We start from the raw sequence: 12,584 nt of genomic DNA on the forward strand, positions 1-12,584 counted from the left end.
TCTTCGGGCTCGCTTAGGTCGCGGGTATGCGATGGGCGAGATAGTCGCGCATCTGGGAAAGCGCCGTGTCGCGCGTCAGCCCTTCCGATTGCAATCCGAGCCTAAGCCAAAGGCCGTCGATCAATGAAGTGATGCCGAGCGCCACGGTCTCGCAGTCTTCTGCCGGCAACAGGTCCACGAGCGCGGAAAGCAGGTTCGAGCGCATGCGCGCGTGGATCACCTTCTGGATGCGGGCAAGCTGCGGCTCGCGCGGAACTTCGGCACAAAGGGAAAGCCAGGCATGGCAGACCGAAGGCTGGAAGAAGCGCTCCTCGAAGTTCGCCTCAATGATCGCCTCTAGCCGCTCGCGCGGCGTGCGTGCGCGGTTCAGCCGAACGACCACCGCTTCCTTGAGCGCGGCGTTCGCCTCGCGCATGGCATGTTCGAAAAGCTCCTGTTTGTTGGCGAAATAATGCAGCACGATGCCCTTGGAGGCGCCGGCGTGTGTCGCGACCTTCTCCAGCGTCGCGCCGGCCATGCCCTCTTTCTGCAGCACCTCAAAGGCCGCGCGGCGCAGCTCGCGCCGCCTGATCTCGCTTATCCTCGTCAGTCGCATCAGCCGCCTCCAAACGATTCCCACATTGACAAACTTTCCGGAAAGATCAAATGTTGACCCATGGGACAATTATTAGTCCGAATGGACAAACTGGAGGATGCGATGCCGAAGCTGAAACTGTTGATGTCCACCATTGCCGTTGTCGCCGTCGCCTCTCCGGCCTTGGCCGGCGAGGCGCAATCCTGTCGGCAAGTCCGGCTGGCCGAGCCCGGTTGGAACGATCTGGCGTTCACCACGGGCGTCGGGCTGACAGTCCTCAAGGCATTGGGTTATGAACCCGAAAGCAAGCTGCTCGGCATTGACGTCATCTACACCAGTCTGCGCAGCGGCGATCTCGACGTCTTCCTTGGCTATTGGGACCCGGCGATGGTCTCCTATTACAAGCCCTACAAGGACGACGGTTCGGTCGAAACCGTCCGCACCAATCTGAAGGGGGCCAAGTACACGTTCGCCGTACCCGATTATGTCTGGGAGGCGGGCGTCAGGGATTTCGCGGACCTGAAGACCTTTGCCGACAAATTCGAGAAGAAGATGTACGGCATCGAGCCCGGCTCCAACCAGCTGATGCTGGATGCCGTCAAGGACCAGGGCCTCGGGCTTGATGGCTGGGAAGTGGTGGAATCAAGCGAGCAAGGCATGCTGGCGGAAGTCACGCGCCGGGTTCGCGACAAGTCCTTCATCGTCTTTCAGGGCTGGGCGCCGCATCCGATGAACACGGCCCTGTCGATCAAGTATCTGACCGGCGGCGACAAGTTCTATGGACCGGACTTTGGCGCGGCGACCGTTTCGACCCAGGTGCGCAAGGGCTACCTGCAGGAATGCCCGAATGTCGCCAGGCTCCTCAACAATCTGAGCTTCGATATCGACTTCGAGAACCGCGGCATGGGTTCCCTGATGAGCGACGGGCTGGCGCCGGAGGAGGCCGGCAAGAAGGCCATCGAGCAGGAGCCGCAGCGGCTCGACGCCTGGCTTTCCGGGGTGACGACCTTCGACGGGCAGCCGGGGCTTGCCGCGGTCAAGGCCGCGCTCGGACTGTGATCGTCATCGACCAGCAAGATTGGTCGCCGCTGAAGCGGCGGCTCGAACTGCCCGGCGGGCGCCAGTTCGCCTATGTCGATCGCGGCGAGGGGCCGGCGCTGTTGCTGCTCCACGGCTATTCCGACAATAGCCGCTCTTTCTCGCTGGTCGCGCCCCACCTCGTGGGCTATCGACTGATCATTCCGGATCTCGCCGGCCACGGCGCGTCGCAGGCGGGGCCGGGGGCAACGGTTGCCGACTTTTCGCGGGATCTCGCTTGTCTGGCCGATAGGCTGGCGCTGAGGGATATCGTCGTCATCGGCCATTCCATGGGGGCAATGACCGCCATTGCGCTTGCCGCCCTTCGCCCGGACCTGGTCCGGGCCCTCGTTCTTTTATCCGGCAGCCTGCAGCCGGGCCTCGACGCGAGGAGTCCAACGGCGCGGGCGATCCGCGCGTTGAAGGATCCGCTGGATCAGGAACACCCGTTCTTCGATGTCTGGCACGCCTGCAACCAACCAGTCGACCCGGCGTTCCTTGCGCACATGCGCAAGGAGGCCGCAGAGATACCGACGCAGACGTGGCTCGCTATCCTCGATGGCCTTGCCGCGACCGATCTTCGCGCCGCCGCGCGGCAGTTGCGTTTGCCGGTGCTGGCGATCGGCGGCAGTGAGGATCCGCTGTTCGACGCTGGGCATCGCCGGCTGCTGGCGGAAACCATCGGCTCGGCGCGCTCGATCAGCTTGGCCGGCCATGGCCACAACCCTCATTGGGAAAGCCCGGCACTGGTGGCTGGCGAGATCCTGTCCTTCCTGGCGGCCGAACCCTGATCGGCCAATACTACCGCCACCCTTTTCGCGGCACGCCGTCAGCGCTAGATGTGGCGCATCAGCAGCATGAGGTGGTGCCATGTCCCTTCCGTCAGAAATGAACTTCGTCGATCTTCCGGCCCCAGGCGGACCGGAAAACATGGTCCTGAAAAAGGGACCGTTGCCTGAGATCAAACCGGGCGACATCCTCGTTCGGGTGGAGGCGGCCGGCATCAACCGTCCCGATGTCTTGCAGCGCAAGGGCGACTATCCGCCACCGCCGGGTGCAAGTCCGATCCTCGGCCTTGAAGTGGCCGGCGAGGTGGTGGCGCTCGGCGCGGGTGCGGAAGGATTTCAAATCGGAGACAAAGTCTGCGCGCTCGCCAACGGCGGCGGCTATGCGGAATATGCGGCAGTCCCGGCAAGCCAGGCGCTGGCCTGGCCGAAGGGCTATGACGCGGTGAAGGCGGCGGCTCTGCCCGAAACCTTCTTCACCGTCTGGGCCAATGTCTTCGACATGGCCGGCTTGAAGGCGAGCGAAACGATCCTCATCCATGGCGGCTCCAGTGGCATCGGCACGACGGCGATCCAGCTTGCCAAGGCCTTCGGCGCCGAGGTCTTCGTCACCGCCGGCAGCGCCGAAAAATGCCAGGCTTGCGAGTCGCTCGGCGCCAAGCGCGCGATCAACTATCGCGAAGAGGACTTCAAAACGGTCGTTATCGAAGAGACGGATGGACGCGGCGTCGACGTCATCCTCGATATGGTCGGCGGGCGTTACTTCGACCGCAACATCGCTTCGCTGGCGAAGGACGGCCGCCTGTCGATCATCGCCTTCCTCGGCGGCGCCAAAGTCGAGGCGGCGAACATCGCGCCGATCCTGACAAAGCGTCTGCATGTGATGGGCTCGGCGCTCCGTCCCCGTACGCCGGCGGAGAAGCAGGCGATCCGCGATGGTCTGGTGGCAAAGGTCTGGCCGCTGCTCGAGGCGGGCAAGGTCTCACCGGTGATCCACTCCGTGCTGCCCTTTGCCAAGGTGGCCGACGGGCACCGCGAGATGGAGACGGGCGACCATATCGGCAAGATCATCATGTCCATGTGACCCGAAGGTCATCATGTCCATGTGATCGGAACGAACATCATGTCCATGTGACCGGAACGATCGTAATGCTTCTGCGACGTGACGAAGCAATGCGATCTTCGACCATAGTCGCCCTTGCAATCGGTGACAGATCGCTTACCTTCAACGCATCAGCAACGAACAGAAAGGAAGGTGATCCAATGTCTAATGAGATTTCGGTCTTGGTGAAGGGCATGGGAGAGGTGAACACGTCGAGGCAGCCCTCGGCTTGATCCCCGCCTTCCTTCGGGCCTAGAGCCCGGGCCACTCACTTGGCCAGAACTCAGGGAAGGGTCGCCTCGGGCGGCCCTTTTCCATTTCTAGCAAGCTGCGCCAGCCGGTGACGCTTCCTGGATCTGCAGCCACGGGTTCGGTTCATTGTCGATGAACTCCTCCCGGATGTGCTTCAAGACTTTCCGTTGCCCGGCAAAGGGCACCATGCGGATCGCTTCGTCAAAGCTCACCCAGCGAAAGTCGCTGTGCTCGGCATTCAGCCGGACCGTGGCGTCATCAGGCGCAAAGCCGACGAAGACGGGCAACAGGCTGATCGCATTGCGATCGGCCTCATAGAACTGCTCGCAGATGTCGGCCGAATAGAAACGATCAGGTCTGAGCCCCGTTTCCTCCTCGACTTCACGCAGGCCCGCCTGCCAGGCCGTCTCGTTCGCCTCGATCGCGCCGGCGACCTGGCACCACGTTCCGGCGAGCGTGCCGGTACGGCGGAGAAGCAGAACCTCGCAGCTGTTCTCCGCGGGGCGCAGTACGACGACTGAAACGGCGAAACTTCTGATCGGAATCTCATGCATCGGGCGTCCTCCTGATTCGACGCCGGAAGATGCAATGCGGGGAGAGCGCCTTCAACCGCGAATGTTCGTCGCCTCGGTTCTGGCGTCGTTTACACCCCGAAGCGTCCGAGCGCCGGGATCTTGATGCCGGGCTTCGCGAAATCAAATCCGGCGACGAGGCCGAAAAAGTGCAGTTCGAGGCCGCTGCGAACACCAGCCGAGATACCGGCGACGCCATAGAGCGTGGCGTGCATGTCACGGCCATCGGCATCGATCTGGAACAACTTGCCCTCCGGCAGATAATCGCGGCCGACGGCGTCGGGCGGCAGCACGGCGCCGAGTTCCGGCACGGAGCGCAGCACGTGGGCGACGAAGGTGTTGGAGTTCGGGCCCGGCCAGATCCGATAGCCGCCGGGTGCGTCATAGGGATAGCTTGCGATCGCCGCTTCGATCTTCGGGATCAGCCGGCTGGCTTCGGTTCCGGTGATCGAAACAACCAATCTCGGCTCGTTCGAATACCAGCGCGCATCGGCCGGATAGGCGTTGCGGCGGATCGGCTTGCCCCAGCCGACCTTGTCGTAGCGGTTGTAGGCGAGGGCGCCCTGTTGCTTGGTCACGATCCAGGCGTGGCTGGCGACGGCGCCCTTCATGCCGCCGGTCGTTGCCGAAAAGACGTAGATCCCCGCATCGGGGCTCTCGGCTGTCTTCGGCAGGATGCCCGCCGAGGACCAGTCGGCAGAGCGCCAGCTCTGTGGCCGGTCCTGCATGTACCACCAGCCGGCCGAGGCTAGCGCCGGCAGAAGGTAGATGATGAGAAAGGCGGCGGCGAGCCTGCGGGCGAATTTCATGAAAACTCCGTTTCCTGGCTTAAGATTCCTGCTAAATGCACGGAGCAATTTCGGAAATTTGAGGGCAAGGCATGTCGAATCCCGTTCTCGTCGAAGTCACCCGCGGAAACCTCGTCGAAAGTCGCCATCGCGGACTTGTGATCGCCGTCGACGGCGATGGCCGGACCGTCTTTTCGCTCGGTGAGACTGACACCGCCGTTTTCCCTCGCTCCGCCTGCAAGGCGATGCAAGGGCTGCCCTTGATGGAAAGCGGTGCGGCCGACGCCTACGGTTTCGGCAACAGGGAACTGGCGCTTGCCTGCTCCTCCCATTCCGGCGAGCCGGAGCATGTGGAGCTTGCCGCAAAGATGCTCGCGGCGGCGGGTCTCGACGTCTCGGCGCTCGAATGCGGCGCCCATTGGTCGTCCGACCAGAAGACCTTGATCGGCCAGGCCCGCAGCCTGGAAGCGCCGACAGCGCTTCATAACAACTGCTCCGGCAAACACTCAGGCTTCATCTGCGCCTGCTGCCATTCAGGCACCAAGGTGAAGGGCTATGTCGGCTACGAGCATCCGCTGCAGCAGGAAATCCGCGGCACGATGGAAAGCCTGACCGGGGCGATCCTCGGCACGGACAATTGCGGGGTCGACGGCTGCTCGATCCCGACCTACGCCGTTCCGCTCAAGGGGTTGGCCCACGGGTTTGCCAAGATGGCGACCGGCGTCGGTCTTGGACCCGAACGCGCCCGGGCCTCCAGGCGGCTGATCGAGGCCTGCATGGTCGAGCCCTTCTACGTGGCCGGAACCAAGCGCGCCTGCACCCGGCTGATGAAAACGGCCCCCGGCCGCATCTTCGCCAAGACCGGTGCCGAAGGCGTGTTCTGTGCCGCCATCCCGGAAAAGGGCATCGCCATCGCGCTGAAATGCGAGGACGGCACGACCCGCGCCGCCGAAGCGATGGTGGCGGCAACGCTTGCGCGCTTCTTCAGGGATGAGCCGGACCTGCACGCGGCCCTGATGGCGCAGGCAAATCACTCGATGTACAACTGGAACGGCATCCATGTCGGCGACGTCAGGGTCACGGACGCTTTCGCCGCCTGAGGTTCGCGGGCGACGGTTCTCACCTGCAGCCCTCACGGACAGCCTCGGCGCGCTGGCACCGTCAGGCGCCGATCATCACAACGCTCGCGTCGTCATAGGGCGTTAGCATCTGGCGCTCGATTTCCACCGGTACGATGAAGCCGGCGAGATCGGCGATTCCGGCCACGCGATGTGGCGAAACTGCGTCGAATTTCTCCGCTGTCGCAAGCACATAGGTGTCGGCGGCCTGGGCGAGGATCGCGCGCTTGACGGCCGCCTCCTCGAAGTCGCCGGTGGAAACTCCGTGAACCGGATGAATGGCGGTGACGCCGAGGAAGAACAGGTCGATGCGGATGCCGGCGATGGCGGTGAGCGCCGCCGCGCCCGTCGCAACCATCGAATGTTTGTAGAGCCGGCCACCGATCAGGATCACTTCGGCTTCGTGGCGTTCGAGCTCGGCGGCAATCGTCGGGCTGTGGGTGACGACGGTCAGCCGCATCTCCCGCGGCAGTGCCCGCGCGATTTCCGCGTTGCTCGTGCCGCCGTCGAGAAAGATCGTCTGGCCCGCCTCGATCATCGTCGCGGCCTTTCGCCCAAGCCGGTGTTTGACGTCGCCGGCAATCTCCTGCCGTGCGGTAAAGTTTGGTAGCGGCGGGACCAGCGGCAGCGCGCCGCCATGTACGCGCTTCAGCAAACCTTCCGCCGCCATCTCGCGGAGATCGCGCCGGATCGTGTCTTCCGAGAGGTCCAGTTCGTCCGCCAGGCGCTTGGCGACGATCTCGCCGTCGCGCGCCAACCGTGCCGAAATCAAAGCCCGTCTCTGTGTTGTCAGCATGAATACCTCCTTGACTCTTCACGATATTGCACGAAATATCGTGAATATTCCAGAATGATCTGGATATTTCGTGCAAGAATTTGGAGAAGATCATGCTGATTTTGATCGCGGGGCCCTATCGCTCGGGAACCGGAGACGACCCGGCCAAGATGGCCGCCAACCTGAAGCGACTGGAGGAGCCGTCCTATGCGCTGTTTCGGGCCGGGCACGTGCCTGTCATCGGCGAATGGGTGGCGCTGCCCGTGTGGAATGCGGCGGGTGGCGAGCGCATCGGGGACGACCTCTACGAGGAAATTTTCCATCCCGTCGCCGGCCGCTTGCTGGCACTGTGCGACGCGGTGCTGCGTCTGCCGGGCGACAGCAAGGGTGCCGACAACGACGTGCGCATCGCCCGTGAACGCGGCATTCCCGTCTACTACCGCCTGGAAGACGTGCCCGGTTGCGGCGAGGCGCGGGTTGCCTGACCGGAAACGGCCCGGCAGGGATATCTGCCGGGCCTTGGCTATGCTTCTGAACTCCACCTCAACCTCGGACCCAACCCGAGCATCGCTTCCGCGCGGCGATGAAGGGAGGCGGCCGGCTTACTCGTGCACGTGCGACTCGGCGACGAAGGTCAGCGTGGCCGTCAAACCTTTCTTGTCGGCGGCGACATTGCCTTCGAGCGGGATCGCGTGGCTGACGGCAAGAATGTTGACGCCGGCGTTGCGCAGCGTCACTTCCGCTTCGCCATTCGCGTTCGTCTTTTCGGAGACGAGATCGGGCAGCCCGGCATAGTCAAGGGTGATTTCCTTGCCTTCGAGCGGCTTGCCGTCGAGCAGGAGGCGGACACGAAATTTCTCGCCCGGCTTCAGGCCAACAGGGTTGTCGAGCGGGATGATCTGCAGCGGCTGTGCCGGGAAGGCCGGCAGTGCGCCATGCGCATGCACCAGCGCGATGCTGTATTTGACCGAATGGCTCGCCTGCTTGGCACCAGGCACCTCGTTCTTCGGCTTGTTCACCCATTTGCCGTCGGCGCCTTCGCTCCAATAGCCGTTGTCGAACTCAAGAGCGATGAGCGCCGGCTCGCCGTCGAGTTTCAGGGTGGCGTGATTGTCCGCAGGCACGACCGTGACCGGCAGCGCTTTGCCGTCTTCGCCAACGGCCGCAACCGATTTCACTTTGGCCGGATCATAGGCTTCGTCCGCGGGGCCGTGGCCGTAGATCACCGCCAGCGTTCCCCAGCGCTCGCCGATCCATGCGCCATGGGAGAAGGCGGGTGTGGCGACGGCGGCAAACAGGCCAGCAGCGATGAGGGTTGAAAAGACCGTTTTCATAAGCGACTCCAGAAAAAATGTTATAACGTAACAATTATGTTCTATTGAAATCCGTTCGGGCTTGTCAATCGGGGTGACATCCTTTCTTCTGCCGCCGATCTTTGGTTTGGTCTGGAGTTGAAACGTTAGGAAGCGCACGGTTCACCGACAGCATTCCGCTTCCGCCCGCCAGAATTGATAGGGCAGGGTCGGGTCTGTCGGCACCACGTCGTCCGATCCGTATGATCGTAGAGGAGAGTTGAAGTGTTGAAATTGTTCTATGCCCCGGGCACCTGCTCATTGGCCTCGCATATCGCGCTGGAGGAGGCGGGCGCTGACTACGAGGCACGCCGCGTCGATTTCTCGACCGCGGAACAGACCAAGCCCGACTATCTCGCGGTAAACCCGAAGGGCCGGGTGCCGGCGCTGTTGACCGACCGGGGCGTCATCACCGAAACGCCGGCGATCCTCACCTATATCGCTGAGACACATCCGGCGGCGAACCTCGCACCAAGGGGCGATGCCTTTGCTTTTGCGCAGTTGCAGTCGTTCATGAACTATCTCTGCTCGACGGTGCATGTCGCCCATGCCCATGGACGTCGCGGCGCGCGCTGGGCCGACGATCCGGCGGCGCACGAGGCAATGAAGGCCAAGGTCGCCTCCAACATGGCGGCCTGCTTCGAGCTGATCGAGAACAAGATGTTCGAAGGCCCCTTCGTCCTGGGCGAGACCTATTCGGTTGCCGATCCCTACCTTTTCACCATCGCCGGCTGGCTCGAATCGGACGGTGTGGATCCCGCGCGTTTCCCGAAAATCCTGGATCACCGCAACCGCATGACCGCGCGTCCGGCCGTTGCCCGGGTCCTGGCCACGCTCAAGGCCTGAGCCGCGCGACCATCTGGGCTACATCAGGATGTAGTCCTTGGGCTGCGGCAAGGGCGGAAGGTCTGTCTCGCCGAGCGCCTCGCGCAGGTTGATCTCGATCGTTTCGGCAAGCGCCATGATCGGCAGGTCGTTCGGCAACACGCCGAACGGCTCCTCCAGTTCGTCCCCGAGTGCATCGAGGCCGAAGAAGGTGTAGGCGACCAGCGCCGTGACGAAGGGCGTGGCCCAACCGAGCGCATCGGCAAAGCCGAAGGGCAGCAGGAAGCAGAAAAGATAGGCGGTGCGGTGCAGGAGCAGCGTGTAGCCGAAAGGCACCGGCGTGTTGCGGATGCGCTCGCAGGCGGCAAGCGTCGCCGACATCCTGCCGACCGTGCCGTCCAACTGGGCCCACTGAAAGTCGCTGATCGCGTCCGAAGCACGCAAGCCGGCGAGATCGCGGCCCATCTCACGCAAGAGGTAGTCCGGCGCGTTGCGGCTTGCCTTGTAGCCGGGAGCGAGATCGTCGGGCAGTCGCGCGAGCGCCCTGGCTGCATGATTGCCCGGTCGCAGGTGGCCAACCAGGGCGTGAGCAAAGGCGATGGCGATGTTGAGGAGCCGTTGCCGCGCCGCATTCTCCGAAGCTTTGGCGTCGACCATGACCAGTGTCTGCCGGGCAAGATCGCGCGACGTGAAGATCAGTTGTCCCCAATCCTTCCGCGCCTCCCACCAGCGGTCGTAGCAGGCGTTGTTGCGGAAACCGAGGAACACCGAGAGCGCAATGCCGAGCAAGGCGAAAGGGCCGCTGTTGACGCTTGGAACGATGCCGGGATCGGCACGGTGCGCCCAGACGACGAAGGCGGAAAGGCCGAAGACGAACAGCACCTGCGGAAAGATCCGCTGAATGACCGATCCTCTGAGGATGAAGAACAGTTTCAGAAGGCTGGGGCGGTCGCGAACGATCATGGAAGAACACCTGTGTGGCCGTCAGCTTCCACCGGTATAGGCGCGAGCTCTGAAATGGAAGGCCGCTCATTGGATGCCGCCAGCCGCCGGCGCGAGATTTTTACCGCCTATGTCGGCTCAGTCGCCGCGCGCACGTCCTTGTTGCGTAACGCCAACAGGGAGACAACGACGATGCGCAAGGTGGTTGCCGGCATGCAGATGTCCATCGACGGGATGATCGATGGACCGGATGGCTATACGGACTGGGTCGATTCCTGGTCGGACACCTTCGACCTCCTGCCTGAGATCGATGCCTGCGTCCTCGGGAGCGGCATGTATTCGGGCTATGAGCAATATTGGAGCGCGATCAAACAGAATCCGCATGCGCCGCTGGAGTTTACCGGCAAGGTGCCGACGCAGGAGGAGATCGAATTTACGGATTTTGCTTTGAGCACGCCGCATTATGTTCTCTCGAAAGAGCGCTCGGAGGTGCAATGGGCCAACGCCACCATCGTTCGCGATGCTGCCGAGATCGAGCAGCTAAGGCGCCAGCCGGGTCGGACCATCTATGTCGTCGGCGGCGCTCGCACCGTGTCGAGCCTGATGGATCACGGCCTGATCGACGAATTGCGTCTCACTATCCATCCCCTGGTGGTGGGGAAGGGCAAGGCGCTGTTCGAAACCATCGCCCAGCGCCACTACGTGCAACTCGATGACGTGAAGAGGGTCGATGACGGCAAGGTTTGCCTGATCTACAAGGTCGGGGATCGAAGCTGAAAGCGGTCAGCCGGCGAGTTTCGCAGCAAGCCGCTTTGGCGCCTTCTGGCGCCAGGCTGCAACCAGTCGCCCGGTCAGGCTCTTATCGTCGATCACCGAAAGCCGAACCAGCATCGCCGGCCAGCCTTTGTAGTGATCGGTCTCGAAATAGAGTTGCGGGTCGAGTTCCAGCAGCAATTCCTTTTCCTCGAGCGCACACATGACGACAAGCGTGTCGCCGTCCTTCATGCGCACGAAGCTCTTGTCTTTCACCAGCAGTGCCGGCGTGCCGTAGGAGGTGCCGATGGTAACCTCCGGCAAGCCGGCGGCTTCCGCCAGCTTGACGACCCGTGCGAAATTGCGGTCGAGATCCTCGCTCATCCCGTCAGCATATCACAGGGTCATTGTCCGTCACCGGCCCCCGGCTTGCAGGCAGTCGCTGGCGCACTCGGCCGCGCGCGGCCAGGGCCAGCCGGGGAAGGGCAGATCACCGAGTTCGCGTTCGTCCATCCGCTCGAGATCCGGGTGCTGCAGCGGGTCACGCGCCCAGGCTAGTCGCGTATCCTGCTTCCGACTTTCAAAAGTGGCGAATGCGGTCAACATCGAGAGAAGCTTCAACATGGCGGCCCATCCTTTCGATGCTTGGATGATCTGCCTGTCTCGCTGTCTTTTCAATTGAGAATAGCACCGAACGGGTTTAGGAAAACTATATGAGAGATCTGAATTCCGTCCATTTGAACGGGCTTCGCGCCGTGGAAGCGGCCGGTCGCCTTGGTTCGTTGGCGGCTGCTGCCGAGGAGCTCGGCGTGACCTCAGGCGCCGTCAGCCAGCAGATTGCCAAGGCGGAGGCCCAGCTTGGCCGCATCCTGTTCGAGCGCACGCCGCGCGGCCTCGTCCCGACCGACTTTGGCCTGCGTTTCCTCGTCCGCCTCAGCAACGCCTTTCAGGAGCTGGCGGAGGCCGTGGCCTCGGCTCGGCGACGCGACGAGTCGGTGCTGACGATCTCGGTGGCACCGGTCTTTGCCGCCCGCTGGCTGGTCTATCGGCTGAACCGTTTCGCCGAGCGCCACCCCGACATTCGCTTGCGCATCGACGCTACGACCAAGCTCGTCAATCTCGATACATCAGATGTGGATGTCGGCATCCGTGTGGGCTCGGGCGATTGGCCTGGTGTGAAATCCGAACTGCTGTTGCAGCAGGAGGTCTTTCCCGTCTGTTCGCCGGCCATGGCGGAGAACTTGCGTGTACCTGCAGATATTCTAAAGCTCCCGGCCGTGATCGACGGTCACTCGATGTTCAGCTGGGAGGTGTGGCTTCGCGAAGTCGGCCTCTCCGGTGCCGAAATGAGCGTGCGCCACACGTTCAATGAGGCGTCGCTGGTGCTCGATGCGGCGATCTCGGGGCAGGGGGTCATGCTCGCCTGGCAGACGCTCGCCGGCTTCGCGATCACCCAAGGCAGTTTGGTCGTGCCCTTCGGTATCCGCGTGGGCACCGGCTACGGCCACTACTTCGTCAGCTCGCCATCGCGGCGGGAAAGCAAGGCCGCAGCCGCCTTCAAGCGCTGGGTTCGTGACGAGGTGGAGGAGGGCATGCGCCTGCTCGATCTCAGGGCGCCGCGCGTACGCTTCGACGCGGCGACCATGCGCTGATCACTTGAAACGAGCCC

General features: G+C 63.0%; 16 protein-coding genes. 8 read left to right on the forward strand and 8 right to left on the reverse strand.

The window, feature by feature from the left end:
* Positions 1-13: 13 nt before the first annotated feature.
* On the reverse strand, positions 14-595 hold the full coding sequence (betI, locus tag ACTJKE_RS01595; RefSeq protein ID WP_057250567.1) for a choline-binding transcriptional repressor BetI: 582 nt from the start codon (positions 593-595) through the stop codon (positions 14-16).
* Between the two features lie 102 nt (positions 596-697).
* On the opposite strand from betI, the gene choX reads away from it, so the two are divergent.
* From choX to ACTJKE_RS01610, 3 genes are all read left to right on the forward strand, one after another.
* Positions 698-1,633 carry a choline ABC transporter substrate-binding protein gene (gene choX / locus ACTJKE_RS01600; protein ID WP_057250565.1) on the forward strand — a complete coding sequence of 312 codons (936 nt, stop codon included), beginning with the start codon at positions 698-700 and terminating at the stop codon, positions 1,631-1,633.
* Positions 1,630-2,442: an alpha/beta fold hydrolase gene (locus tag ACTJKE_RS01605; protein ID WP_063893296.1), complete on the forward strand. Its 813-nt coding sequence runs from the start codon at positions 1,630-1,632 to the stop codon at positions 2,440-2,442. Before choX ends, ACTJKE_RS01605 begins: the two co-directional genes overlap by 4 nt.
* Positions 2,443-2,521: 79 nt before the next feature.
* Positions 2,522-3,520, forward strand: coding sequence for an NAD(P)H-quinone oxidoreductase (locus ACTJKE_RS01610; protein WP_440691071.1), 999 nt, complete (start codon positions 2,522-2,524; stop codon positions 3,518-3,520).
* Between the two features lie 338 nt (positions 3,521-3,858).
* On the opposite strand, the gene ACTJKE_RS01615 is transcribed toward ACTJKE_RS01610, so the two are convergent.
* On the reverse strand, positions 3,859-4,344 hold the full coding sequence (locus ACTJKE_RS01615; RefSeq protein WP_440691073.1) for an NUDIX hydrolase: 486 nt from the start codon (positions 4,342-4,344) through the stop codon (positions 3,859-3,861).
* 89 nt (positions 4,345-4,433) lie between these two features.
* Positions 4,434-5,171, reverse strand: a complete 738-nt coding sequence (locus ACTJKE_RS01620; protein ID WP_112995360.1) for a DUF3750 domain-containing protein — start codon at positions 5,169-5,171, stop codon at positions 4,434-4,436.
* Positions 5,172-5,242: 71 nt separating this feature from the next.
* Here ACTJKE_RS01620 and ACTJKE_RS01625 point away from each other — a divergent pair, with 71 nt between their 5' ends.
* Entirely contained in the window at positions 5,243-6,250 is a 1,008-nt protein-coding gene (locus ACTJKE_RS01625; RefSeq protein WP_112995361.1) for an asparaginase, read from the forward strand.
* A 61-nt stretch (positions 6,251-6,311) separates the two neighbouring features.
* Here ACTJKE_RS01625 and ACTJKE_RS01630 read toward each other — a convergent pair whose 3' ends face one another.
* Positions 6,312-7,064: a DeoR/GlpR family DNA-binding transcription regulator gene (locus ACTJKE_RS01630; protein WP_057250557.1), complete on the reverse strand. Its 753-nt coding sequence runs from the start codon at positions 7,062-7,064 to the stop codon at positions 6,312-6,314.
* Between the two features lie 92 nt (positions 7,065-7,156).
* On the opposite strand from ACTJKE_RS01630, the gene ACTJKE_RS01635 reads away from it, so the two are divergent.
* Positions 7,157-7,528 (forward strand): DUF4406 domain-containing protein, encoded by a 372-nt coding sequence (locus tag ACTJKE_RS01635; protein WP_440691075.1) that lies wholly within the window; start codon positions 7,157-7,159, stop codon positions 7,526-7,528.
* A gap of 117 nt (positions 7,529-7,645) precedes the next feature.
* On the opposite strand, the gene ACTJKE_RS01640 is transcribed toward ACTJKE_RS01635, so the two are convergent.
* Positions 7,646-8,377, reverse strand: a complete 732-nt coding sequence (locus tag ACTJKE_RS01640) for a DUF4198 domain-containing protein (RefSeq protein ID WP_112995363.1) — start codon at positions 8,375-8,377, stop codon at positions 7,646-7,648.
* Positions 8,378-8,620: 243 nt separating this feature from the next.
* On the opposite strand from ACTJKE_RS01640, the gene ACTJKE_RS01645 reads away from it, so the two are divergent.
* Complete coding sequence (locus ACTJKE_RS01645; RefSeq protein ID WP_113736807.1) at positions 8,621-9,241, forward strand: glutathione S-transferase family protein; 621 nt, start codon at positions 8,621-8,623, stop codon at positions 9,239-9,241.
* Between the two features lie 18 nt (positions 9,242-9,259).
* On the opposite strand, the gene ACTJKE_RS01650 is transcribed toward ACTJKE_RS01645, so the two are convergent.
* The gene (locus ACTJKE_RS01650; protein WP_440691109.1) at positions 9,260-10,156 is read right to left on the reverse strand and encodes a bestrophin family protein; all 897 of its coding nucleotides are present in this window, start codon (positions 10,154-10,156) and stop codon (positions 9,260-9,262) included.
* On the opposite strand from ACTJKE_RS01650, the gene ACTJKE_RS01655 reads away from it, so the two are divergent.
* A complete protein-coding gene (locus tag ACTJKE_RS01655) occupies positions 10,058-10,939 on the forward strand; it encodes a dihydrofolate reductase family protein (RefSeq protein WP_440691077.1) in 882 nt (293 codons plus the stop codon). The genes ACTJKE_RS01650 and ACTJKE_RS01655 overlap by 99 nt on opposite strands.
* Before the next feature lie 6 nt (positions 10,940-10,945).
* On the opposite strand, the gene ACTJKE_RS01660 is transcribed toward ACTJKE_RS01655, so the two are convergent.
* Positions 10,946-11,299, reverse strand: coding sequence for an MmcQ/YjbR family DNA-binding protein (locus ACTJKE_RS01660; RefSeq protein WP_058320342.1), 354 nt, complete (start codon positions 11,297-11,299; stop codon positions 10,946-10,948).
* A gap of 30 nt (positions 11,300-11,329) precedes the next feature.
* A complete protein-coding gene (locus tag ACTJKE_RS01665; protein WP_057250544.1) occupies positions 11,330-11,539 on the reverse strand; it encodes a hypothetical protein in 210 nt (69 codons plus the stop codon).
* 89 nt (positions 11,540-11,628) lie between these two features.
* Here ACTJKE_RS01665 and ACTJKE_RS01670 point away from each other — a divergent pair, with 89 nt between their 5' ends.
* Entirely contained in the window at positions 11,629-12,567 is a 939-nt protein-coding gene (locus ACTJKE_RS01670) for a LysR substrate-binding domain-containing protein (protein ID WP_058320341.1), read from the forward strand.
* Positions 12,568-12,584: the final 17 nt, after the last annotated feature.

The organism is Ensifer sp. 22521 (assembly GCF_052044795.1).
Lineage (GTDB): Bacteria > Pseudomonadota > Alphaproteobacteria > Rhizobiales > Rhizobiaceae > Ensifer.